The organism is Collinsella sp. AF14-35 (assembly GCF_003464565.1).
In the GTDB taxonomy this organism is placed as follows: Bacteria; Actinomycetota; Coriobacteriia; order Coriobacteriales; family Coriobacteriaceae; genus Collinsella.
In genome coordinates this window covers 1-23,222 of sequence record NZ_QRZD01000009.1, presented here as the reverse complement: position 1 = coordinate 23,222, position 23,222 = coordinate 1, and the positions used below count along the sequence as shown (strand labels likewise).

The window sequence follows — 23,222 nt, the reverse complement described above, 5'->3', positions numbered from 1 at the left end:
CGTCCCCTACTCCTCGGGCAGGATATGAAAACCAAGCGCCTGAATGTCGCGGGCAAAGCCCTTGACCGTATCAAGCGAGTACTCAAGCAAATCTTTCCCGAAATTCTTGCGCTTGGCAAGAAGGGCATTGGGGACCGTAATGATCTGACAGCCAACGGACTCCGCCTGGAAGATATTGAGGACCTCGCGCGTAGACGCCCAGAGAACCTCGGCAGCAGGCTTAACGGCAGCCTTCTTTACGGACTCCGCCATGAGGGGCAGCGGATCGACGCCGGTATCGGCAATGCGACCGGCAAAGATGGACAGAATAGAGGGGGTCTCAGCAGAGACGGCATCGACAAACTCGTCGACCTGCTCGGGCGTAAAGATAGTGGTGACATTCACCTTGATGCCGTCGGCAGAAAGGCGCTTGACCAGCGCGGCAGTGGACTCACCCTTGGTGTTGAGCGCCGGGATCTTAACGTAGACGTTGTCTGCCCAGGTTGCGATCTCGCGAGCCTCGGCTTCCATACCCGCCTCGTCGTCGGCGAATACCTCAAAAGAGACCGACACATCAGTAATGTGCTCAAGAACCGTCTTGGCAAAAGCGCGGTAGTCGGTCACGCCGCCGGCCTTCATAAGGGAAGGATTGGTCGTGAAGCCCTGAACGTTGCCATTGTCATGCATGTCAAGCATACCCTCGAGGTTAGCGCCGTCGGCAAACACCTTGATCGCCATGTTCGGTCCTTTCTCATCTAACACTATTGCTATCGAAAGCCTTCTTCTTTGTTTCAAAAGCTTTTCGGTTTTCTTTTATAAACCATTTCAAAAGCTATCGAAAGCTCAATTGTCAACTTTCCGTGAACGGTCGAATATCGGGCGTGAACGTACTTCTTTTGGGCGGCACCTTCAGAATGAGACTCTTTATAGCCCGTTTACGTGCGAACTATCTGCTACGCATGCATTTGTGACATGCCATTCCGTTCTTTTGATTCATTCGAATTTGCCTTGTTCTTTTCATATCGATACGTTATATTTCGATTACGAAAGGCGCATCTTTTACCTTTTGTTCAAAAGGAGCGGCATATGGCATCTACTTCAGACCTTTCACCGGCCGAGCGTCAGCGATTTATCATGAATTGGCTGGCCGAAAAGCCAAATATCTCGGTATCCGACATCGTTCGCCGTTTTTCGGTTTCGGAAGTCACCGCACGACACGACCTCATCTCGCTGGAATCCGAAGGCAAGCTGCGTCGCGTACGCGGCGGAGCGGTATCGCTTTCTCGCTCCAACGCAATCTCGTATCCCGAGGAGCGCATCAATGTCCAAGTCGAGGCCAAGGAAGCCATCGCCGCAACCGCAGCAACTCTTGTTGATGATGGCGATGTTCTGGTAATTGATATCGGCACCACAGGCTTTTACTTCGCTAAGGCCCTCATGGACAAGCGTGAGATCACCATTATCACCGGCGATCTTGCAATCGCGAACTACGCCAGCTTCAATCTCCCCAATGCTTCGGTAGTGCTGCTGGGCGGCTCCGTGCGCAAGGGCCACCTCTATCTCGCGGGCGCACTAACGCTCGACTGCATGAGCAAACTACATGCCGACAAGGCGTTTGTCAGTGCCGACGGATTCCACCCCGACCACGGTTTTACCGTCGAGCACGACTTCTCGGCCATGATCAAGCATATGTACCTTACCAACTCAAACCAGGGCTACATGATGGTTGACCAGGGAAAGTTCAATAAGACCAGTTTTTATCAGTCCGCGCAGATCGATGACCTCGACGGCATCATCGTTGATGGAGACGACGAGGGCATCATGACGGCGGCGATCGAGAGCAGTCGCAGTCATCCCAAGCTCTATATTGCAAAATAGCTCAAATGGCCGGGTCGCCCCCACTGCGGGCGACCCGGCCATTTATTAAATCAACCCAAAATGGCGCATCGCTGTGACGGTGCCATCGTGTGCGACATCGTCGGTCACGTAGTCGGCGACTGCCTTGACCTCGGGCATGGCGTTGCCCATGGCTACAGCCGTCTCGACGGCGGCGAGCATACCCAGATCGTTGCCGGAATCGCCAAAGCCAAAGGTGCGCGCGTTGCCGGTGCGACCCAGGTATTCCAGCGCTCGCGCCACGCCCACGCCCTTGTCGATGCCCTTGGGGCTCAGCTCGCGATTCTGACCACCGGTGTTGCACAGCTCAAACTCGCGCTCGATAAAGCCGTCATCGTTGGCTACGCGAGCCAGGTCGTACGCGTTAATGCACACCTTGCCTACGCGCAAGCGGCCATCGACGCGCATCTGGTCGGTGCCATGCACCACGCCGGCGCCTAGCAGAAATGACTGTTCGACACCAACTGGCTCAAGTGAATAGGTGGCACCGTTCGTCTCGAACAACGCCTCGCCGCCCGCCACAGTAATGCGACGCGCGAGCTCCTCAACAATGTCCTCGTCAATGCAGTCCTCGTGTGCCACGCGGCCCTCGACCTCGAGCGTGGCCCCCGCCATGGCAACGATACCCGCCGGGTTCAGCGCGCGCAGGCCATCGGCAATCAGCCACAAGGGGCGACCCGTGCAGATAAACGCCTGGTGCCCCGCATCGCGCAGACGATGAAACGCCTCGATGACCGCCTGCGAGGGGCGCACCGCCGAAAAATCCTTATCGGTCATGTTATCGGGATCGAACGACGTCAGCGTGCCGTCCACGTCAAAAAAGAGCACAGCGGAATCGGGGCACGCATCAATCATATGGGTTCCTTTCGAGGATAAGGGCAAACGAAGCATCCATCATATAATGGAGCGACGCAACCAGAGAGGTCACCCATGGAATTTTACGCAAGCTGCCCCGAGGGCTTTGAGTCCGCACTCGCCGATGAGCTTAAACGCCTCGGGCTTTCGCATGTCCGCCGCCTGAAAGGCCGCGCTACGTTTGAGGGCGAGCTCGAAGAAGGCTACCGCGCCTGTCTGTGGTCGCGCCTGGCGAGCCGCGTGTTCGTGGTACTCGGGCGCTTTGAGGCGCAGGATGCCGATGAACTGTACGATAGCGTTTACGACATCGCCTGGGAGAGCATCGTCCGCCCCGGCGCCACCATCGCCATCACCGCCCGCGGCGTGACCGAGCAGCTGCGCAACACGCGCTTCTCGGCCCTGCGCGCCAAGGACGCGCTGTGCGACCGTCTGGCCGAGACCACGGGCCGTCGCGCCGATGTCGACGCCGCCGACCCCGACGTTCACCTGTTGCTTTCACTGCGCCAGCGCCGCGCGAGCATAAGCCTGGACCTTTCGGGGGACCCACTGTTCAAACGCCTGCCGCCCGCAGCGACCCGCGCCGGCGAGGGCGCGCACGTACTGCGCCCCGACTACGCCGCCCTGGTGCTGGCGCAGGTCGGCTGGACCGCACTGTGCGAGCGCGATCTGACGGCCGACGATTACGAAAACGAAGCCCTACCCACGCTGATCGACGCCTCATGCGCCGGCGGCGGTCTGCTGTTGGAGGCCGTGAACATTCTGACCGACCGCGCCCCGGGTACCGCACGCGAGCACTGGGGCTTTGAGGGCTGGCAGCTGCACGACGCCGCCCTGTGGAAGCAACTGCTTGCCGAGGCGCGCGAGCGCGAGACGGCAGCACGCGAGCGACAGGCGCGCATCGTGGCCGTAGACATCGACCCCGCCGCCCGCAAGACCGCAGAGCGCATGGTCAAGTGCGCCGGCTACAAGCGTTTTGTCGACTTTTGCGCTGCCAAGCCCGCCACCGTGTTGGACCATGCAGGCGCTGTCGCCGGCGCCGCCGTGGTCGCGGATACGACCGAGACACCGCTTTCGCTCATGCACGACGCCATGACGCTGATCGGCGAGCTGCGCCGCGCGCCCGAGCTCGCTTCGGCACCGGTCGCCGCGCTCACCCGCGATGGCCTTATGGCCCGCGCGCTCCATGCCGAGTCTGCGCGCTCCATCGCTGTCATGCCCAATAACGAGGAGGCGGCTATTGAGGTTTGGCCCTCGCTCGACCACGCCGCCGCGACATTCGAAGCTGCGACCAGTGCGAATGCCGAGGCCGAGGTTACGGATGCCAACGAAGTCAACGACGAAGCCGCCGCTTCCGCCATGCCCGAGCCTGCCGCCATGCTCGACCTGGGCGACGGCAAGCCGCTGCCCGTGCTCATCCCCGAGTCGGAGCAGTTCGCCAACCGCCTGCGCAAAAACGCCCGCCTGCGTCGCAAGTGGGCAAAGCGCGAGGGCGTGAGCTGCTACCGCGTCTACGATGCCGACCTGCCCGATTACTCCGCCGCCATCGATCTGTACGAGGGTTGTCCACAGACTCCGGGCCGCTGGCTCGTCATCGCCGAATATGCCGCGCCGAAGACCATCGACCCCGCACTGGCCCAGGCCCGTATGCTCGATATCCTGGCCATCGCGCCGCGTATCCTAGATGTTCCCGCCGAGCATGTGCACGCCAAGGCCCGCATGCGTTCGCGCGGCGGCTCGCAATACGGCAAGCAGGGCGCCGGCAAGGGCGGCTCGGGCGAGCGCGCCAATATCGCGCGCCGTCGTCTGCCGCTCATCGAAGAGGGCGGCCTCACCTTTGCCGTCAACTTTGACGACTACCTGGACGTGGGCATCTTCTTGGACCACCGCGTCACCCGCAACCTGGTGCGCGAGCACGCCAAGCAGGCGCGCCGCTTCCTCAACCTGTTTGCCTACACCGGCACTGCCACCTGCTATGCGGCAGACGGCGGCGTCGAGGAGACCGTGACGGTCGACCTCTCCAACACCTATCTGGACTGGGCCGAGCGCAACATGCGCCAGAACGGCTTTGTGGGGCCTCAGCATCATTTTGTGCGCGACGACGTGCTCGCCTGGATTCGCGACCAGCGCCAGACGCGCAACCGCTGGGACCTGATCTTTGTCGACCCGCCCACGTTCTCGAACTCGTCCAAGATGGGCCGTCGCACCTGGGATGTTCAGCGCGACCATGTTGAGCTTTTGGCCGGCGTATCGCGCCTGCTCGCGCAGGGCGGCCATGCCATCTTTAGCTGCAACCTGCGCGGTTTCCGCCCCGAGACGCGCAAGCTTGCGCGCGCAGGCGTGGTGCTGGAGGACATTACGGCGCAGACCATCCCCGAGGATTTCGCGCGCAACCAGAAGGTGCACCACTGCTACATCGTGCGCCGCCTGCCCATCGAGGACGCCATGGCCGAGGTCGGCTTTAGCGTCGAGGAGATTGCCGAGCGCGTTGAGGAACTGCGCAACCCCGAGGCCCGCAAGCCCCGTGCGGCAGTACCCGCACACGCGCAGGCCGGCAACGACAAGTCCAACTTTGCCGGCAAACCCTCCCCCGCCGGCAAGCCCAAAAAGAAAAAGTTCTACGCCAGCAAGCCCAAGGGCAGATAACAAAGTTGCGGTGGAATACGGACTGTTTTGCCTGGAATTAGGCAAATTTAGACCGTATTTCACCGCAACTCATATTGGGATGGTGGTTGGCGATCTAGCCTTGGGTAACTAGGCGGTAGCCAATGCCTACGTGCGTCTGGATATAGCGCGGATGCGCGGGGTCGGACTCAATCTTCTTGCGCAGCGTGCCCATAAAGACGCGCAGGCTCGCCAGGTCGCTCTTGGTCGCCGTGCCCCAGATCTCGTGCAGGATAAACTGGTGCGTCAGCACCTTGTCGGCATTGTGTGCCAGCAGGCACAAGAGCTTGTACTCAATCGGTGTCAGATGCAGCTCCTCGCCATCCATCGCGGCGATACCGGCATCAAAATCGATATGCAACTCGCCGGTATCGAACGAGCCCTCGGAGGAAACGCCGCCCGTTTGCGCATACGAAAGGCGCCTGAGCGTCGTGCGAATGCGCGCGAGCAGCTCCTCGACCGAAAACGGCTTGGTCAGGTAATCGTCGGCGCCGGCATCGAGCGCGCGGATCTTGTCCGCGTCCTCGCTGCGCGCCGAGACCACGATGATCGGCATGCCCGACCACGCGCGCACCGACTCCACCACCTTGACGCCGTCCATATCGGGCAGGCCCAGATCGAGCAGCACAATGCTCGGCGCCTGCGACGAAGCGGCGGCGATGGCGGCGTGGGCGGTCTCCACAGCCATATGGCGCAAACCGTGCGCCTCGAGCGCAGCGACGATAAGGTTGCGGACGGCGGGATCGTCCTCAACGACCAAGATGAGCGGTTTCACGGCAGAGTTCGGCACAGCGCTACTCCTTATCAAACGAAACATCGGCGGCGGGAAGCTCAATCGTAAAGACCGAACCGTGCGGGTCCGCCGCGGCAACCTCTATGCTACCGCCATGTGCCAACGCAATGGAGCGGCAGAGCGAAAGCCCCAAGCCCACGCTGCGGCAGCTGTCGGCTAGGCCATGGTTGGCGGTGTAGAACGACTCAAAGATACGCTCGCGGTCCTCGGGCGCAATGCCCGGACCGTCATCGGCCACCGAGCACGCCACGCACCCATCATCGACGCCAATCGAGATCACGATATGCGAGCCCGCAGGCGTATAGGCGATGGCGTTGTTCACCAGATTGACCACCAGCTGCACCATCAGACGTGCGTCGACGTTGACGAGCGCCGGTTCATCGCACGCCACTACCTTAAGGTCGTGCTCGCGCACGGCCGGGTTTACGTGGCGCAACGCCTCCTCGACGATATCGTCCATAAGCTCGAGTGTGGTCGACAGATGCATACCGTCGCCCTCGAGCTTGGTAATGGCGAGCAGATTCTCGACGGTGGCGTTGAGCCATTGTGCATCCGAACGAATGGATAGGAGCATGCCGCGGCGCGTCTGATCGTCGAGCACGGCGGTACCGGTCGAACCCTGATCGAGTAGTACATCGGCATTGCCAGAAATACTGGTAAGCGGCGTGCGCAGGTCGTGCGAGATGGAGCGCAGCAAGTTGGCGCGAAGTTGCTCGTTTTTAGCAAGCACCGCCGCTTCCTCGCGGGCCTCCATGGCGCGGGCGCGATCGAGCGCCAGCTCGCCTTCGCTCACGATGGCATCGGCAAGCGTCCGCTCCTCGGGCGTCAGCGCATCGGGCTCGGCGACAATGGCGAACACCCCCACCACCGAGGCGGGATCGCCCGCGCGCACCATGGTGTCGCCCGAGCGCACGGTCAGGTATATGCCGTAGAACGCCGAGGCGCCATAGGTGGCATCGAGCGGCGTTCCCACATAGGCGGACGCCGAGAGCCGCGGCGGCATCTGCGGCGCCAGCTGGTGTACCGGCGCGGCATCGCCCACGGCCGTGTACGTCGTGCGCGGCATCAGGTCATCGTTATCGGCATCGGCGCTATACCACACGACCGGACAGTCCGAAAGACGCGCCAGCTGCGTTGCCATAGCGTGCACAATCTGTTGCTGATCGCCACACCGCTGCAGCATGCGGTTGGTCTCGAGCACCATCTGCGTGCGACGGTCGCTGGCGGCAGCCTGCGCCAAGGCGCGGCGCAGGGCCAGCGCGATCGAGCTCGATACGAGCGAGACCGCAAACATGATAAAGAACATGCCGGGATAGACGCGGTCGATAAACGACAGCGCGTAGCGCGGGTCGACAAACAAGAAGTTGTAGAGCGCCACGGCGGCAGCCGAGCTCAGCAGGCAGTACAGGCGGCTCCAGGTAAAGAAAGCGCACAGCTGCACGGCGAACACATAGACGATCATGATGCTCGGCGCGAGCCCCGGATGGTCGAGCAGCGCGCCCACAATCGTCGCCGCGGCTAGCAGCCCCGCCGATACGCAGGCGTCATACAGAGGGCTGCGACGCGTCAGCGTTGTACGCCGCCACCAAAAGTTCTCGGCAATATCGCCGTCCGCACGGACGTCCATCAGCGCCCCGCCCCTCTCTCAAAAACAAAAACCACCACAAAGGGGACTGGCGCCTTTGCGGTGGTGGCCTCCTTGTGGTGGTTTCAAGTGTATAGCCTTTGCAGCCTGCGGTCGCTAGACAAACAGCAGACGTCGACTACGGGCGCTCGTCGGGAGCCAGGCGCTGCATCTTGCTCACGGCCTTAAACTTGGTGAACAGCGGCACGTACTCAAAGCTCACGTTGGAGTTCTCCAGGCCGTACCAGCGCGCGGGGGTGCCGGCAGCGCGGCGGATGATGTACTTGAGCGTGATGGCCGTACGCTCGCTGGGCTCCACGTCGCTTTCGGGCGCCAGCAGCTTGCGGATCATGACGAACTTAAACGTACCGATGTTGCCCGGATCCTTGTAGACCGAGTAGTCGTGCGTCTGCGCCGGCAGCTCGCCGCTGGCAGCCAGGTCCTGAACAACCTGGCGCAGGTAAGCATTGACGCGCTGGTTGATCTTATAGCCCAGGTACAGATGCACGCGGAATACGTAGTCGGTGCCGAACGTCTCGACCGAGTAGGCAAAGGTATGCGGCTCGTCCATGGTCTCGACGTTCACGAACCACCAGGCACGAGCGCGCTTGGGGTGCTTGTCCAAAATCGAGTAGACGATATCGCGGTCGATATAGTCGGTGTTGGTGTCCTTGGTCAGGTACACGATGTTGTCGCTCACGAGCTCGTAGCGATCGTCGTCGCGCAGGCGCTTGAGCTGCGGCAGATAGCTGCGCAGCGGCAGCAGCGTAAACTGGCGCTGCTCAACCGCCGTGCCGTTGTACCAGCACACCATGATGCCCATGATGAGCGCGGCCATAAGGATGGTGAAATAGCCGCCGTGGAAGAACTTGGTGAGCGAGCTCACAAAGAAGAAGCCCTCGAGCATAAGGAAGAAGGCGGCAAAGATCCACGGCGCGACCTTGAGATTGCGCTCCACGTGCAGATAGAAGAAGAGCAGCATTGTCGTGCACATCATGGTCAGGGTAATGGCCAGGCCGTACGCGGCCTCCATGTGCGCCGAGTTCTGGAACAGCAGCACCACGACGACGCAGCCCACGAGCATGACGTTGTTGACCATGGGGATGTAGAGCTGGCCCTTGGTCTCGGCAGGATAGAAGACCTGCATATGCGGCATGAGGTCCAGGCGGCTGGCCTCGGACACCAGCGAGAATGCGCCGGTGATGAGCGCCTGCGAGGCGATGATGGCCGCAACGGTGGAAAGGCCGACGGCAAAGGGGCGCAGACCCGGGGCGAGCATCTGGTAGAAGGGGTTGAGGTCGGCGATACCCATGAGCTCCGGGTTGCCGGCGTTGTTGATAAGCCACGCGCCCTGGCCCATGTAGGACAGCAGCAGGCAGCACTTAACGAACGGCCAGGTGGCGTAGATGTTGCCGCGGCCCACATGGCCCATGTCGGAGTAGAGCGCCTCGGCACCGGTGGTGGCAAGGAAGCAGCTGCCCAGAATCATGATGCCCGCGTGGTTGTTGGGGCTCAGCAGAAAAGCGATGCCACGCAACGGGTTGAGGCACAGCAGCACCGCGGGATACTGGCAGACAAAGAACAGGCCCGTGCCGCCCAGGAACAAAAACCACAGCGTCATGATGGGGCCGAAGGCGTGACCGATCTTGGCCGTGCCGATGCGCTGCACCAAGAAGAGCGCGATGATGATGGCAAGCGTGATGGCGACGACACGACCCTGGTCGTCACCGAGCACGGCATGGACCGCCGGGATGGTGCGCAGGCCCTCAATGGCCGTGGTGACGGTAACGGCAGGCGTCAGGATGCCGTCGGCGAGGAGCGCCGCGCCGCCCAGCATGGCGGGGATGATGAGCCACTTGCCGCAGCGCTTGACCAGGCTGTACAGGGCAAAGATGCCGCCCTCGCCGTGGTTGTCGGCGCGCAGCGAGATCAGCACGTACTTGACGGTCGTCAGCAGCGTGACCGTCCACACGACAAGGGAGAGCGCGCCGAGCACGAACTCCTGCGTGACGCTTCCGATGCCGCCGTTGCCGGCAACGAGCGCCTTGGTTACATACATGGGGCTGGTGCCGATATCGCCATACACCACGCCCAGCGTGACGAGCATCGCCGAGATGCTCACAGGAATCGCAGCGTGCGAGGCTACTTCCTTTGCCTTTTGTTCCATAAGCCGGTTTCCTCCCAATTTTAACGTTCGACGGGATTATAGGTAATCAGCCCATATTTTAATGGCACCGTTTTCCCAGCTAGATAAACATTTATGCGGCCTTTAGGCCACCGCGGCGATATGGAATGTGACAAGGGGACGCCCCCTTTGTCACATTCGTCATTTTCCGAGCCAGTTTTTGAACCACCACTCCATAGAGCGGCTCATCTCGGCCATAAAGGGGCTCGTGTGCTTGCGGGTGTAGATATCCACCACGCGCTCGCCTACCTCGCGGGCATGCGGACGGAACATCGCGTCCATCTCGGCCACCTGCGCGTCCATGGTCGTGGCGCCGGCGCGGCAGTAGCGCTCCTCGTGCACCAGGTTCACCACGGGATGCGCAATAGCCGGGCGCTCCTTGCGGGGCGTGCCGATGATGAGCATCGACAGCGGCATGGTATAGGGAGGCAAGTCCAGCAGTGCGGCAACTTCCTCGGCATTCTCGACGATATCACCGATGTAGCAGCTCCCCAGCCCCAGGGCCTCGGCGGCAACCACGGCGTTTTGCGCAGCGATCACGGCATCCTGCGCCGCGATGGCAAAGTCGCCCAAACCCGGCGCGCGGCGGGGCGCCTTGCCCGTGCATTCGACAAAATCGGGCTCAAAGCAGCCCACGTGCTCAAACAGATCGATCCACTTGGCATAATCGACCACAAATATAAGTGCCCAGGGCGCCTTGGCGATCATGGGCTGGTGATCGCACAGGTCGGCCAGACGGTCCAGCGTAGCCTGCTCGCGAATGCTCACGATGGAATACATCATCATGGCGCCCGCCGACGGCGCGCGACTCGCCGCATGCAAGATCGCCGCCCGCTGCTCGTCGGTCACCGCCACGGGACGGCCGTCGTCATCGCGCGCAAAAGCGCGCGTGGACGAGCGGTGCTCCAAAATGTCCAGCACCGCGTTGCCCGTGGTCTCGACCGGATAACCGCCAGCATCCACGCCCGCAGCTCCGCCGCCGCCCACGTCCGCCTTGCAAACCCGCTCGTTCATCGCCTCATCCTCGCCATTTCTTTAAGAAGCCTTTACGTTTCCGTGTAATTCCCGTCCATTATCGCGCAGGTCGACACTACATTGCGCCACACCGCCACACATGCGCGTTAATATGGCTGGTTGTTGTGCGCAGCCACCAATTGCAGCGCATATCTTGGTAACAATCGGGTAAACCCCCGCTTTCGTAGGTTTTACATTTGTGAGGAGTCTCAGCATGTTCGCTGCCGCCATCTCGCTCGTCGGTCTTGCGGCGACCGTCTACCTTGTCTTGCGCGAGGCCAAGGCCATTCGCGCTCAGTCGGGCACCGTCACCAAGGGCGCCTTCGCCTGGAGCGTCGCCTTTGGCCTGTTCCAGCTCTTTTTGACTATTTGGGGCGCCGTGGGCCTCGTCGCCCAAAACGAGCCGCTCGCCTTTGTGATGCTCATCCTGACCAATGCCATTCTCACCGGATGCGCCTGGGCCAGCATCGCCCGCGACCGCATCGCCCCGCGCGCCTTTGCGTTCGCCTCTGCCGACGCCCCCGTCCCCACCGGCAAGCTCGCCCGCCTGCGCAGCGCCTTTGTGGGCAAACCGCTCGTCGCCGCCGTCTTGTGCCTGCTGCTCGCCGGCGTCTTTGCGCTGCTGGGCATGGAGGTCTCGTCCAACCACGACTTTACCTGGGTCTACCCCCTGTGCATCCTGCTCGAGTGGGCCATCATCACCACGCTCATGGTCGGCCTGTTCTTCCTATTCCAGCGCCACGGCGCAGCTCCCGCGGTCCTGGCCATTGCCCTCTTTGTCCTGGGCATTGCCGAGTTCTTCGTCATCACGTTTAAATCCATGCCCATCCAGCCGGGCGACCTTTCGGCCATCTCCACCGCCGCCGCGGTCGCCGGCACCGGCTACACCTTCTCGATCTCGCTGTTCTGCGTGCTATCCATGGGCTTTACCGCCATCGCCATGCTGCTGTGCGAGTACGCCGGCCTGGTCGCGCCGCACCGCCAGAAGGGCGCCGCCAACGCCAAGCGCATGCTGCTCACCAACCTGCTCGTGGCGGTGCTGTGCCTGGGCGGCGTGACCGCGCATGTCACGCTCATCGACTACTACAACACCCTCGGCATCACCGTCTACACCTGGCGTCCGCTCGAGAGCTACTGGCGCGAGGGCTACCTGCCTGCCTTTATTAGCGCGGCACAGTCCATCAAGCCGCCCAAACCCGCCGACTACTCCGTCGACGATGCCAAGGCCACGCTCAAAAAGTACGCCAAGGCCTACGACAAGTCCGATGCGGCCAAGAGCGACGAGCGCGCCGCCGCAAAGGAGCAGTTCGATAGCGAGAAGCCCACGGTCATCGCCATCATGAACGAGACCTTCTCGGACCTGTCCATCTACCAGAACATGCGCGCCGGCTACGAGGGCCCGCAGTACTTTAAGAACCTGTCCAACTGCCTCAGTCGCGGCAAGCTCTATGTGAGCGCCTACGGCGGCGGTACCGCCAATACCGAGTTTGAGTTTATGACCGGCAACTCCATGGCCAACCTGGGCTCGGGCGTGTACCCCTACACCATCTACAACATGGAAACGACTGGGAACCTGGCAGAGCAGTTCAAGTCGCTCGGATATTCCACCACGGCCATGCACCCCAACCACGCGACCAACTGGAACCGCGAGAACGTCTACAAGGACTTTGGCTTTGACCAGTTCCTGTCCATCAACGACTTCCAGGGAGCCGATACCCTGCGCGGCATGGTGACCGACCAGGCTACCTACGACAAGATTCTTGAGCTGCTCGACCAGAACGCCGATCCGCAGTTTATCTTCGACGTGACCATGCAGAACCACTCGGGCTACGACACGGGCCTGCTGCCGGTCGACAAGCAGATGCACCTGAACATCGACACGACCGACCTGGACGCCAAGACCGTCGAGGACGGCACGCTCTCCGATGTCGACGAGTATGTCTCGTGCATCGAGCAGTCCGACCAGGCGCTGCGCTACTTCCTTAACGCCTTAAGCAAGCTCGACCGCAAGGTGGTCGTGGTGTTCTGGGGCGACCATCAGCCGTTCTTCCCGTCCAAGTTCAATGACAAGTGGTTTACCAACGAGGACGACGCCACGCACCAGGAGCGTCTGTGGCAGACCGACTACATCATCTGGGCCAACTACGACGTTGCCGGCTGCGACCAGACAAGCGAGGTCGACGACTTGTCCACCAACTACCTGTCCACGCAGCTTATGCAGTTGATCGGCGCACCGCTGTCCGACTACCAGAAGGCGCACATGACGCTGCGCGAGTCGCTGCCCGCCATCAACTCGGTCGGCTACGAGGACGCCAGCCTGCGCTGGGCGCTCTCCTCCAACGTCACCGGTGACGACGCCGTCGCCGCTGCTGCCACCAAGGCGCGCGAGGATTACGCCAAGATGCAGTATTACGAAATGTTCCGCGACGGCAAGAACGTCTACACCGAGCACTTCCAGACCGAGGCCAACGAAACCGACCCCAACCTGGCGCCGGGCACGACCAAGATCAAGTAGCGACCAGCTGCGAGTTCATAACTGAAACGTCTGTCCGGGCGGAGGCATATAAGGTTCCCTGCTCGGACAGTCCTGCGCAAGACGGAGGCCACATTAAGTGGCCTCCTTTGCGTGCGGAACTCGCGATGAACCTTATATGCCTCCGCCCGGACAGACGCCTTGTTGTTGGAACACGGCTTGTCATGGGGGTACCCGCAACATATATAAGTTGAAGGCCACGTCATGTGGCCTTTTTTGCATCCGGAAACTGTGTCCTAGAATTCATGTCCGGAGTGGGATGCAGTTTCCCCTTGCGACCCCGTTGGGAAACCACATCCCACTTCAAGAGTAAATTCCGGGTCGCACTTTCCGCTAAGGCTCTCAACCGGAAAGTGCATCCCATTCCAAGCCTTAATTCCGGGACATAGTTTCCGGACAAGACATCAACCGGAAAGTGGGGACCACTCTGAGCGCCGATTCTGGGACACACTTTCCGAAACACCGCCCATCCGGAAAGCCCGTCCCACTCCGAATACATCCAGGCATAAAATCATCAGCTTATTAGGCCTTCTATCAATAAAGAGACACCCTCCCGGGCGGCGGGCACGAAGTTCATCGCGAGTTCCGCACGCAAAGAAGGCCACTTAATGTGGCCTTCGTCTTGCGCAGGACTGTAGAGCAGGGAACTTCGTGCCCGCCGCCCGGGAGGGCGTTTCATTTAGAAGATGAACCTAGCGCTTATCCCTCCGGGACAAAAGAAGCGCGGCTATAAATGCGATGATTGCAAGTGTCAGCAACACCAAAAGCAACGTGAGCGTGTTGTCGCCTGTTGCCACCAGACCAAGCAAACCGGGCTTCTTGCTGTCAGCAGACTGCATGGGGATCTTCTCGCCATCGTCCTCGGCGGTGATTTCCCAGCGAATGGTCTTGTTTGCGTCGGCAACCTCGTTGCCCACCGATGTCGGAACGTTTAGCTGCAAATTAAGCACCGTGCTGCCATCGCTCGTAAACGTGGCGATTTGCGTGGGATAAGCGAACACGCTGCCCGGTGTTCCTGTCTGGAGCCAACCTGCAGAGCCATCGCCCGCCGACGCCGTTAGGGTAATGGGCGACAGCAGGCGTGCCGTCTCGTTATCGACAACGGCACGCACAAACACGCGCACCTGGGACTTTACGCCCGTGGCACGAATCTCTATCTGCTGATCACGCACATCGCCAGGCATCAGATCTTTAAAGGCCAAAAACAGATCGGGCTCCCCCGAGGAGTCCGTCGCTCCCGATACCGTTAGCTGGCGTGCATTTCCGTTATAAGCAATCGTGGGAGTGTCAGCAAACGCACGTGCAGGAACGGCGAGCGCGATAAGGCAGACGATTGCCGCCATCACGCAATGCAAGAAACACGCAACGTCTTTACGAATCGGAGAGGCCATACTTACGCACCTCCATGCGGCGGCACCAGCACGCCATCCTTGACTGTACAGCCCCATGTCTCTGCAACTGCATCGTCGGGCGTGGATTGAATTGCCTGGGTCGAAATGTCAACGACCAGGTTCTTCCCATCTGCCTTCTGCTCAGTCACGCTCTTGATGAGCACATCGGTTTTGTCCATCGGTGCAACGGGAGACGTCCAGTAGTAGTATCCGTCGGACGCGACAACCCAAGATGAGGCGGTGTTGGAAGCAGATGCCTTGGACACACTGCCCCACTCAATGGTGTAGTCGGTGCCGGCAACCGGCTCATCCCACAGGCGCGCGCCATCCTTATCCTGCCAGTAGATATCCACCGCGACACGCAGGTATGCCGGAGCCGAGCCCGTGTTTTTTACCGAGACATCCCTTTTCACGTTGTCCTTGCGCGTCTCGTCCACCGAAGGTGCCACCGAACCAAAGCCAAACTCGTTGACCAGCACCCCCGTAACCGAAAGCCACGCAAAGGTACCGGCGGCGCCAGCCAACAGGAGAACGCCAACAAGGAGGGCAACGATCTGCTTGCGCTTAGTCATCCTAGTCCTCCCTCCTCAGCGTGCCGTTTTCCCAAACATTCTTGGCACGCGAGCCGCCATCGACCCATTTGTCATTCGCGCGCGTGTTGACGCACGTCACCACCGCATCGCCCGCGCTCGAAGCAGACGAAATCGTCAGCTCGGCAGATTTACCGGGCGCCTTGCCCGGCGTGCTCAGCTCGCCCTCGTAGCGCCATGCCCAATTCGTGTCTTCCTCGACGGTATAGATGCCCGTCGGCGCGGCAAATTGCACGCTGCCGACATACCAGGTCTCGCCGTCTTCGTCGCGCCTCTCGCTAACTTTCACCTCGACCATGCGCGTCTCGGCAGGAGAATCCTCCGACGCCTTGCGTGCCACCTTAAAGCGGAACGTTTGTCCCATGGCGCTGGCATCGGTGGTCTTTTTGACGATCGTCAGCGCATGGGTCTTGGCGAAGTCGAACACGGCATTGCCGTCGCCTTGCTTGCCTTCGCCCGTCTTCTTGGACTCCAGGCGGTTGGCCAAGTCGAACGAACCGTTACCCGAGCCCAAGCTGTAGAGCGAGACATACTGGTCGTTAACGGGTTCCTCCGTCATGGACGCATCAGGACCGTAGCTCGCCCGCTTAACGGTAACAGTCAGCTGCGTCCCCATAAACGGCTCAGCAAAGCAGACCTTAAAGGGTGCTTTGTCGGCGCTATTGTCGACTGTGTTGGCGGCGTTGGGATCGAGCAGCCATTTAAGCTGCGCGGTGGTCATGGTTACGTGGTTCTCGGGGTCTGATGTATCCTTGGCGACCACGCGATACGTCACGGGATACAGGTCCATGTCGCCCTTAACCGACTCGTCCTTAAACTCATCCCAATACTTCGCAGCGCCACCGTCAGGCACATATCGCCACTCCAGGAAGAGTTCGCGCACGTCACCGCTGGCCGCCCGTTCATCGAGCAGCGCGACGATCTTGGAGTGGGCGTCCGGGTCGTATGCCACGGACTTTTTCTCCATCTCGGGATTGCCGTCGTTGTCATAGACCGGGTTGCCGCTCTCATCCACCTTGGGAACATCGACGTTATGGACAAAGCCGGCGCCCGTCGCGCGCTCGCCGTCCGAGTCGACCGTCGCCGTAAAGACGACCGACCCGTCGACACCGTGATAGCGAACCTTATACGGCGCGATCTTGTACACCGCGGTGTAGGTCACGCTCTCAAAGGGCTCGCTGCCCTCGAGGGGATACTTCTCGTCATCGGTCAACAGGGTGTATTTGCCATCGGAATCATAGTCGCGCGACCAGCCGGCAAAGTCGTACTTGGTGCCGTCAATGCCCACAACCTCCTTGACAGCCTTGACCTCAAGAGAAATCTGGTCGCCGGAATCAGTACGGCCGAGACCGCGGACAAGAGCAGGATTCGCGAGATTTGAGTCGATGTTCGATTGAACGGTAACCAGGCTGGGACGGTAGACCGGGTACAGCTCCATGGGGGCCCTGACCACGGTAGAAGCACTCACCATGCGGATACCCTCCGACCAAGCGACATAGCCCTTGCCAGGTGCCGGCTTGGCTTCCGTCCAGCCCACGAAGGCGTTGAACGCACCTCCTGTATCCCTATCGATAGCGCTGACGTCATAAGTGGGCTTCGGGATGCTGCCATCAAGGTTGCCGAGCATATCGCCTTGCTGAGCAACTTTGCCGTCAACATCTTTGGCATTGAGATGGTACACGACCGCCAACGGCGAATAGTACGCCACAAATGTATAGGCCCCGCCGGGTTCCACCTGATGGGAATACGAGTTATCGCCGTTAGGTTCGATCTCTTCAGCTTCGCCATTCGGAAGCTCGATCTCAACCTTCTGCAACTTATACAGCTCACCGCCTGCTTTATAAACCGGAGTCGTGACGTCAGGGGTCACCGTTGCCGTAGCAGGGTCGGTGCCCGCGTTGATAACGGGATCGATGTCGTACCTAGGCACATTGACCTTGTCCGTGCCCTTAAAACCGGCGCGATACAGGTTGGTGGTGTACCTAACATCGTACTTCGCGTACACCGGATAGGCATCCTGCCACTGGGTGACCTTAAAATCTGGTTTCACCAGATACGGTTCGGCCTTATCCGGGTCAGAAGTGGTGAAGGAATCGCCCTCGACATCGTAGATATACTTCCAGACGTCAGAACCCTTCTGGACCTCGGCGGTCGAAATCCAGCCCAGGAACTTATAGCCCGGCACGGCCATGTCGGCATCGGTCGGGGAAGCTTCGAGGGTCAGGGGGCTCTCATACGATCCCTTCTCACCATCTTCTGGCTTTTCGGCCACTTTAACCGACTTATTAACATGCGGGTAGTAATACGTGAACGTCGGATCCGCCCCGTTCACCTTGGTCTGCAGCAAGTTACTCTCATAGCGCCGCGTGGCAGTCCTCACGACATTATCGCCCTTGTTGTAGAAATTAACGTCCGTGGTAATCATCGCGCGAACGTAGTACTTCTTATCTGTACGCACCATGCTCTCGATGGGATTTTTCACATATGTCCAATATTCACCATCGCGCTCAAGCGTCCAGAAATTCAGGCGATAGCGATCATTCACCGGTTTGACCGTTACGTTCAGCGAAGCCGAAGTCCAAGTATCGCTTAGCGTTGCAGCGCCTGGAAAATCGGTATCGGCATAGAGGTTTTTTAGAGTATCGGCTCCCGTATCGTTTTTAACGTTGTGCGAGTACGCGTTAAGGGGACTCACGACAAGGGTTTCCTTCGTGAAGCGCGTGCCACACGTTTCATAACTATCCTTTATACCGTGGTCAACATGCTCCGGGCCCCAGTGGACGACGTTTTCACGCACGAAGGTACTACCGACGTTTTCCTCAAAGGGCGTTTGATAGCGATTCCAAACGGAACAAAGTAGCTTGCTGTCCGTAAACTCATGGTTGGTATAAGCCCGAACGTAATAATCCACGCGGTACTCAAAGCGGGCGATGTAGGTATGCGGCGCGGTTAAATCGACATCGGCGGGGAGCGTATAGCTGGGATCGCGGCTTACGCGCACCTCGAGCGGGGCATCCTCGGTTCCCTTGTTTTCATACCAACCCAAGAAGCGATAGCCGTCGGGCAGGGTGCCGTCCTTGGATATAGCATTGCCGGATACATCGAGCACCTGCACGGTATACGCGCTTGTGCCATCTTCTGCAGTCCCAACCTTAACGTAAGTTTTGCCCACGCCTTCGCGCTTAGTTTTATCATCCGGGTCGTGGCCTTCAAACTCCGTCAGGATGTTCGACACGTAGTCGCTGTACACGGGATAGAAATCGGTAGGCCCGACCACGGTGATCTCGCTACCCGCAGGATAGAATGCTCCCTTGTTTTTCAGATCAGCCAGCTGAGTAGAGGTGATGGCGGCATAGGCACCGTTCTTCCCGGCCTCGTTGCTAGGCTGCGAGGTCCAGCCGATAAACGTTGCGCTGTCGGAAAGCCCCTCGCGGTCTGCAGGAGCCGTAGGCGTCACATCCACACCGTAGCGATACCAATCAACTGACTTGTTGTGCGCATCACCGGTTTTCCAATCAAGCGTCTCACCCTTAGCGTTATAGAACAGTACCTGCGCCTCGTACGAAGCAATAAACAGGTCGTTGCCCTTAAAGGCCTCGGCCCCCTTCGCGTTATCGGCGGTATAGCTCGACGTTATCTCGTGCGCTTCGTTCTTCTGGACCTGCTTGCCAGCCTTAACGGCATCGGCATCGGTCTTGCCGTTAAGCCAGCTGTTATCGGCATCGATGCGGTTCACGTTGACTCCGGGTTCGCGGAACCAGCCCATGAAGCGATAACCGCCGTTGGCATCGGTCAAGCCCTTGGGCTTTGCGGAGGTATCCTGCCTAAACGTCACCGATGTATCGCCCTGGGCCAAGCCCTGAGCCGTTCCCGCCAGCACGGCGCTCACGGCAAAGGCGTACGGATCCGAGGTCGCTTGATCAATACCGAGTTTGGTTGCCGTAATTGTCGCGGTACCCGCACCGGGAAAATCGATCGTCGCCTTAACGCTCTGGCCATGCACGGGGATATTCAGCTTGTAATCCATCGCCCACTCATTGGTGTGCTGGCCACCCAGGGCATCGTCGTTGGCGGTCGAGCGCATGGTGCCGGCACAGAAATCGTAGTCGTGCTCTTCCCACAGCTCACGCGTGGTGTAGCGCTCGTCATCCCACGGACCATAGCCATCACCCTTGGTGGTGCCGTCGCCACCAAACGAGGGGATTTTCTTTTTGGCAGGGTTGCCCTGGCTGTTGCCAGAAAGGCTCACGCTCGGCTTAAAGTAGCACTCGGTGACCGTGGCATCATCCTTGTTGGCACGCGCGGCAATGCCGCCCAGGTTCACATCGTTTTGAATGATGGGAATCACGGCGATGGGATTGTACTGGCGCGAACTCAAATCGCCCGCAAAATGGCTGCGGACGAGCTCGTTGCCCTCGGCGGTCAAAATTCGGCCCGCCAGGCCGCCTGTCCACGCACGCGTCACGGCGACGACGCCCACATATGACGCGGCATAGCTGTAGCACTGCGCCGTCGAGAAGCAGTCGATAATCTTGGCCTCGCCCGCCATGCAGCCCACAAAACCCGAGGCGTACACGTTGTTGCCGCCCAGGGCGCCAATGGCCACGTCGTACTTATTGGTTACGTCGGTCATGCCCTTCTCGGCAATCGAGCCGTCGTCCTTACGCGTCGGCGTCACGCGGCAGTACTCGATAGTCGAGTTCTTAACGTAGCCGGCAAACGCCGCCATATACAGACCCTCACCGCCGAGCGCCTGCACGCCCGAGGTCGCATTGTTGACGGCACGGCCGCCACGGACCTCGCAGTTGTAGAGGGTGCAGCCGTCGAGCTCGCCGGCGATGAGACCGCCCTCAAAGCCTGCGTTGGTAATGAGGTTGAGAGCATTGTTGGCGCAGGTCACGTGCAGCGTGCTCTCCATGACCATAACGTTTTCGAAGCGCGTATTGACGGCCTTGCCCACGATAATGCCACCGCGGAAGTCCGCCCACACGTTGGCGTCCTTGACCAGGAAGTTTTTGATGGTGGCACCGTTGGTCTCGGCAAAAAATCCCGTATCGCGCTCGGGGTCAAAAGCGTCTTTATCGTAGTTCAGGCCCTCAACGGTGTGGTTTTGACCATCGAACACGCCCTTAAACGGATGCTCCTTGTTGCCAAACGACAGATGCTTAACGGTGTTTGCAACGATGGCTTTCATGTCGTCGCTGTCGAGCTCAATGTCGTTATCGAGATAAACGTGCCAGCCGGACGTATCGCGCTCGCGCGACAGCGCCACACACAACAAAAAGTCAGCCTCGTTTTTGATGTGGAATTCGGTTTTGGCCTCGGGCACGTCCTCGGCATGCACCACCGTTGGCAGCGCCATAACGCAGCAAAAGACAATCGCTGCGACGGCAACCAGCCTGCTAAGCATGCCCCGGTTTATGTTCTTGATCTTCATAGGCTAGTTCGCCTCCGGCCAGCCCACGACGTCAAGCACGTCGAGGACGGTATCGTTTGCCTGCTGGTTTTTGGCCTGCACGGCCTGAACGTCGATATCGAGCCTGTATGAGCCACCGCGCGCGGCATCGTGGTAGTCGCCCACAAATCGCAGCGAGTCCATGAGGCTTTCCGTCATGGCGCTGGGGTCGAGCACGCCGCCACGCCCATCCAATCCGCGGTAGTAGTACCACCCATCGCCGCCATCGATCCACGGGGATCCCTCGCCCGCGTTCACGTGAAAGGCAACGTTGCCCGAGGCGTCCGCGCTCGAACCGTCGGGCGCCACCGACGCCATACGCAGGCGCGCGAACGTACTCAGGCTGCGCGCCGGCGTTCTCCACGCGCACGATGCGGCTGATGTCAGAGCCCTCGGCCGTGGTATCGGGATAGTCGCCGCGCTCGTTGGCCTCAAACGGAATCTCCTCACCCTGCTCGTTTAGGGTGAATTCGCAGACTCGTACCTTCACGCTGCCAAACGATAGGACGTTGTTCGCCGGAACCATATCAACGGTAAAAGCCAGCGTGCCGCACAGGCACGCCAGGGCCAACAGCGCCATCGCGGCAAGCGCCAAGGTACGTTTCTGATTGTCGGAAAGATTGTTGAGCATTACGTTCGCCAATCGTCGGATACAGGGGGCGAGACCCCGGTCCGAATATAGGGGTGGGGCGGACCGGGGTCTCGACGGAGGGGGTGGGATTACTTCAGGTGGTTGCTCGGGTCGTTAACCCAAGCCTTGGCCTGCTCGATGGCGTTCTGGGCATCACCCTGGTCAGCGCCGAAGATGTAGCAGGAGACCGTCATAGCGGGATTGGTGACGACATCCGTGCTGTTCATGGCAGCCGGGATATGCACGGTGCTGAACAGCTCACCGGTGTAAGCAGCCTTTGCCTCGGTAGTCTCAGTCTTTTGAGTTGGAGCAAGCTTGGCAGGGGTGTCGGTGTTACCAGCGGTATACATGAACAGACCGCTCACGTACTTGCCATCGGCGTTTGTAGTCACCTGATCAACGGCAACCGGCTTCCAGTTAGCGTTAAGCTCGAAGTACGGGGTCTTGGCAAGCGCGTCAGTGGCGTCTGTCTTCACAATGGCGTTCTTCACATAGATGAACACATAGGAGCTATCGGAATCCTTGCCGATGCCGACGTTGGGGTTCTTATTGATGTCGGTGTCGGGAATCATCTTGGAGTCCTTCACCCACTTGGTCTCAAACAGATAACCATCCACTGAGGGGTCCGTGGGATCAGTGCCGGGCTTGTCCGGATGATCGGGGTCGGGCTTCACTTCGGGCTTGCCGATGCTGCCAACCGTGAACTCATTCGTCACCTGATCGGTTGCCTGCAGCCATGCCCAGGTGCCCACGCCGGCGGCCAGCACCAGCAGCAGCAAGGCGGCAACGATGCCGTAGCGCTTTTTCTTCTTGTTTTCCATCGTTCTCTTCCTTTCGAGAATCGTCTTCCCCGGCAACGGCCTTTACCGCCGCCGACACCTCTCCCCTGCCGCTATGAACGCCGCTCCCTCGCATGCGCGCGGGCATGCTTGCCCGCAGGCTCGTCGGGAACCATCCGATCGAGCACTATCGACGCCGCGACCAGCAGCGCCAGAACGGCCACCACAACAAGCAAACCGGACATCGTCGTGCAATATGCGTTAACGAAGCCCAGGTAAGGGACACAAAAAGAAACGACGCCGATCACGCGTGAAAAAGGCGTCTGCTCGGCGTCGTGCATGATGGTTCCATCTGCATTTTTGTTTGCGATTCCCTGCGTGCTGATCGTCTGCGCCACAGGGTCGACCTCGTACACCTGGTGGGTCACCACGGCGCCGTCCGATCGGTAAAAAGTTGCATTGTCGCCCATGGCAATATCCGTTGGATCAACCTGGTGAACAAACACCATGGAGCCGACGGGGAGCTCGGGTTCCATAGAGCCCGAAAGCACTGCAAAAGGCGTGTATCCAAATGCGCGGGGAGCAAAAGAAACAACGGCAAGGGCTATGACAAGCGCAAGCGCCAGACTGCTAAGAAGTGCAATAAAACGTTTGACTCCGCGCGCCGCCATAATGATTAATTCATCCCCATCGAGGCCTTATTCGACCCCTCCAAAGGTCAGCAAGTTTCAACAGGAACCGCAAGGCGATTGAAAAGTGAGTCCGAAATAAGCCAATTTGGAATCTTTTCGTGGTAGCGCGCAGAGATGTGGTGTAAGAGGCGGGGAATGCCCCGC

15 protein-coding genes are annotated in these 23,222 nt (G+C 59.9%); 3 read left to right on the top strand and 12 right to left on the bottom strand.

All coding sequences use genetic code 11. The annotated features are described in order from the left end of the window. Window positions 1-6 precede the first annotated feature (6 nt). The gene (locus DWW12_RS04390; RefSeq protein ID WP_117564350.1) at window positions 7-717 is read right to left on the bottom strand and encodes a transaldolase; all 711 of its coding nucleotides are present in this window, start codon (window positions 715-717) and stop codon (window positions 7-9) included. 348 nt (window positions 718-1,065) lie between these two features. Here DWW12_RS04390 and DWW12_RS04385 point away from each other — a divergent pair, with 348 nt between their 5' ends. Then, entirely contained in the window at window positions 1,066-1,857 is a 792-nt protein-coding gene (locus tag DWW12_RS04385; protein ID WP_158548938.1) for a DeoR/GlpR family DNA-binding transcription regulator, read from the top strand. Between the two features lie 45 nt (window positions 1,858-1,902). On the opposite strand, the gene DWW12_RS04380 is transcribed toward DWW12_RS04385, so the two are convergent. After that, the gene (locus DWW12_RS04380) at window positions 1,903-2,730 is read right to left on the bottom strand and encodes an HAD hydrolase family protein (protein ID WP_158564384.1); all 828 of its coding nucleotides are present in this window, start codon (window positions 2,728-2,730) and stop codon (window positions 1,903-1,905) included. Window positions 2,731-2,805: 75 nt separating this feature from the next. Between DWW12_RS04380 and rlmKL the strand changes: the two genes are divergently transcribed. After that, entirely contained in the window at window positions 2,806-5,373 is a 2,568-nt protein-coding gene (gene rlmKL, locus DWW12_RS04375) for a bifunctional 23S rRNA (guanine(2069)-N(7))-methyltransferase RlmK/23S rRNA (guanine(2445)-N(2))-methyltransferase RlmL (protein WP_117855177.1), read from the top strand. 94 nt (window positions 5,374-5,467) lie between these two features. Here rlmKL and DWW12_RS04370 read toward each other — a convergent pair whose 3' ends face one another. The 4 genes from DWW12_RS04370 to DWW12_RS04355 form a co-directional block, all read right to left on the bottom strand. Further along, window positions 5,468-6,181 carry a response regulator gene (locus tag DWW12_RS04370; RefSeq protein WP_233544227.1) on the bottom strand — a complete coding sequence of 238 codons (714 nt, stop codon included), beginning with the start codon at window positions 6,179-6,181 and terminating at the stop codon, window positions 5,468-5,470. Between the two features lie 4 nt (window positions 6,182-6,185). Continuing rightward, window positions 6,186-7,811 carry an ATP-binding protein gene (locus DWW12_RS04365; RefSeq protein ID WP_117855173.1) on the bottom strand — a complete coding sequence of 542 codons (1,626 nt, stop codon included), beginning with the start codon at window positions 7,809-7,811 and terminating at the stop codon, window positions 6,186-6,188. A gap of 136 nt (window positions 7,812-7,947) precedes the next feature. Then, window positions 7,948-9,975, bottom strand: coding sequence for a KUP/HAK/KT family potassium transporter (locus DWW12_RS04360; RefSeq protein ID WP_089573158.1), 2,028 nt, complete (start codon window positions 9,973-9,975; stop codon window positions 7,948-7,950). A gap of 159 nt (window positions 9,976-10,134) precedes the next feature. After that, window positions 10,135-11,007 (bottom strand): nitroreductase family protein, encoded by an 873-nt coding sequence (locus DWW12_RS04355; protein ID WP_117855171.1) that lies wholly within the window; start codon window positions 11,005-11,007, stop codon window positions 10,135-10,137. A gap of 214 nt (window positions 11,008-11,221) precedes the next feature. Between DWW12_RS04355 and DWW12_RS04350 the strand changes: the two genes are divergently transcribed. Further along, on the top strand, window positions 11,222-13,522 hold the full coding sequence (locus tag DWW12_RS04350) for an LTA synthase family protein (protein WP_117855169.1): 2,301 nt from the start codon (window positions 11,222-11,224) through the stop codon (window positions 13,520-13,522). A 710-nt stretch (window positions 13,523-14,232) separates the two neighbouring features. Here DWW12_RS04350 and DWW12_RS04345 read toward each other — a convergent pair. From DWW12_RS04345 to DWW12_RS04320, 6 genes are all read right to left on the bottom strand, one after another. Beyond that, window positions 14,233-14,931, bottom strand: coding sequence for a hypothetical protein (locus tag DWW12_RS04345; RefSeq protein ID WP_117855167.1), 699 nt, complete (start codon window positions 14,929-14,931; stop codon window positions 14,233-14,235). A 2-nt stretch (window positions 14,932-14,933) separates the two neighbouring features. Continuing rightward, entirely contained in the window at window positions 14,934-15,503 is a 570-nt protein-coding gene (locus DWW12_RS04340) for a hypothetical protein (protein WP_117855165.1), read from the bottom strand. 1 nt (window position 15,504) lies between these two features. Next, window positions 15,505-20,958 carry a hypothetical protein gene (locus DWW12_RS04335; protein ID WP_117855164.1) on the bottom strand — a complete coding sequence of 1,818 codons (5,454 nt, stop codon included), beginning with the start codon at window positions 20,956-20,958 and terminating at the stop codon, window positions 15,505-15,507. A gap of 3 nt (window positions 20,959-20,961) precedes the next feature. After that, on the bottom strand, window positions 20,962-21,285 hold the full coding sequence (locus tag DWW12_RS04330) for a hypothetical protein (RefSeq protein WP_117855162.1): 324 nt from the start codon (window positions 21,283-21,285) through the stop codon (window positions 20,962-20,964). A 411-nt stretch (window positions 21,286-21,696) separates the two neighbouring features. Beyond that, window positions 21,697-22,428 (bottom strand): SipW-dependent-type signal peptide-containing protein, encoded by a 732-nt coding sequence (locus tag DWW12_RS04325; protein ID WP_117855160.1) that lies wholly within the window; start codon window positions 22,426-22,428, stop codon window positions 21,697-21,699. A gap of 71 nt (window positions 22,429-22,499) precedes the next feature. After that, window positions 22,500-23,057: a signal peptidase I gene (locus DWW12_RS04320; RefSeq protein WP_117855158.1), complete on the bottom strand. Its 558-nt coding sequence runs from the start codon at window positions 23,055-23,057 to the stop codon at window positions 22,500-22,502. Window positions 23,058-23,222: the final 165 nt, after the last annotated feature.

What these genes read in the sequence shown, in the direction of transcription:
- DWW12_RS04320 (WP_117855158.1), bottom strand. Translation starts at nt 23,057, where the DNA reads ATGGCGGCGCGCGGAGTCAAACGTTTTATTGCACTTCTTAGCAGTCTG.
- DWW12_RS04325 (WP_117855160.1), bottom strand. Translation starts at nt 22,428, where the DNA reads ATGGAAAACAAGAAGAAAAAGCGCTACGGCATCGTTGCCGCCTTGCTG.
- DWW12_RS04345 (WP_117855167.1), bottom strand. Translation starts at nt 14,931, where the DNA reads ATGGCCTCTCCGATTCGTAAAGACGTTGCGTGTTTCTTGCATTGCGTG.
- DWW12_RS04390 (WP_117564350.1), bottom strand. Translation starts at nt 717, where the DNA reads ATGGCGATCAAGGTGTTTGCCGACGGCGCTAACCTCGAGGGTATGCTT.
- DWW12_RS04355 (WP_117855171.1), bottom strand. Translation starts at nt 11,007, where the DNA reads ATGAACGAGCGGGTTTGCAAGGCGGACGTGGGCGGCGGCGGAGCTGCG.
- DWW12_RS04340 (WP_117855165.1), bottom strand. Translation starts at nt 15,503, where the DNA reads ATGACTAAGCGCAAGCAGATCGTTGCCCTCCTTGTTGGCGTTCTCCTG.
- rlmKL (WP_117855177.1), top strand. Translation starts at nt 2,806, where the DNA reads ATGGAATTTTACGCAAGCTGCCCCGAGGGCTTTGAGTCCGCACTCGCC.
- DWW12_RS04335 (WP_117855164.1), bottom strand. Translation starts at nt 20,958, where the DNA reads ATGAAGATCAAGAACATAAACCGGGGCATGCTTAGCAGGCTGGTTGCC.
- DWW12_RS04380 (WP_158564384.1), bottom strand. Translation starts at nt 2,730, where the DNA reads ATGATTGATGCGTGCCCCGATTCCGCTGTGCTCTTTTTTGACGTGGAC.
- DWW12_RS04360 (WP_089573158.1), bottom strand. Translation starts at nt 9,975, where the DNA reads ATGGAACAAAAGGCAAAGGAAGTAGCCTCGCACGCTGCGATTCCTGTG.
- DWW12_RS04365 (WP_117855173.1), bottom strand. Translation starts at nt 7,811, where the DNA reads ATGGACGTCCGTGCGGACGGCGATATTGCCGAGAACTTTTGGTGGCGG.
- DWW12_RS04385 (WP_158548938.1), top strand. Translation starts at nt 1,066, where the DNA reads ATGGCATCTACTTCAGACCTTTCACCGGCCGAGCGTCAGCGATTTATC.
- DWW12_RS04350 (WP_117855169.1), top strand. Translation starts at nt 11,222, where the DNA reads ATGTTCGCTGCCGCCATCTCGCTCGTCGGTCTTGCGGCGACCGTCTAC.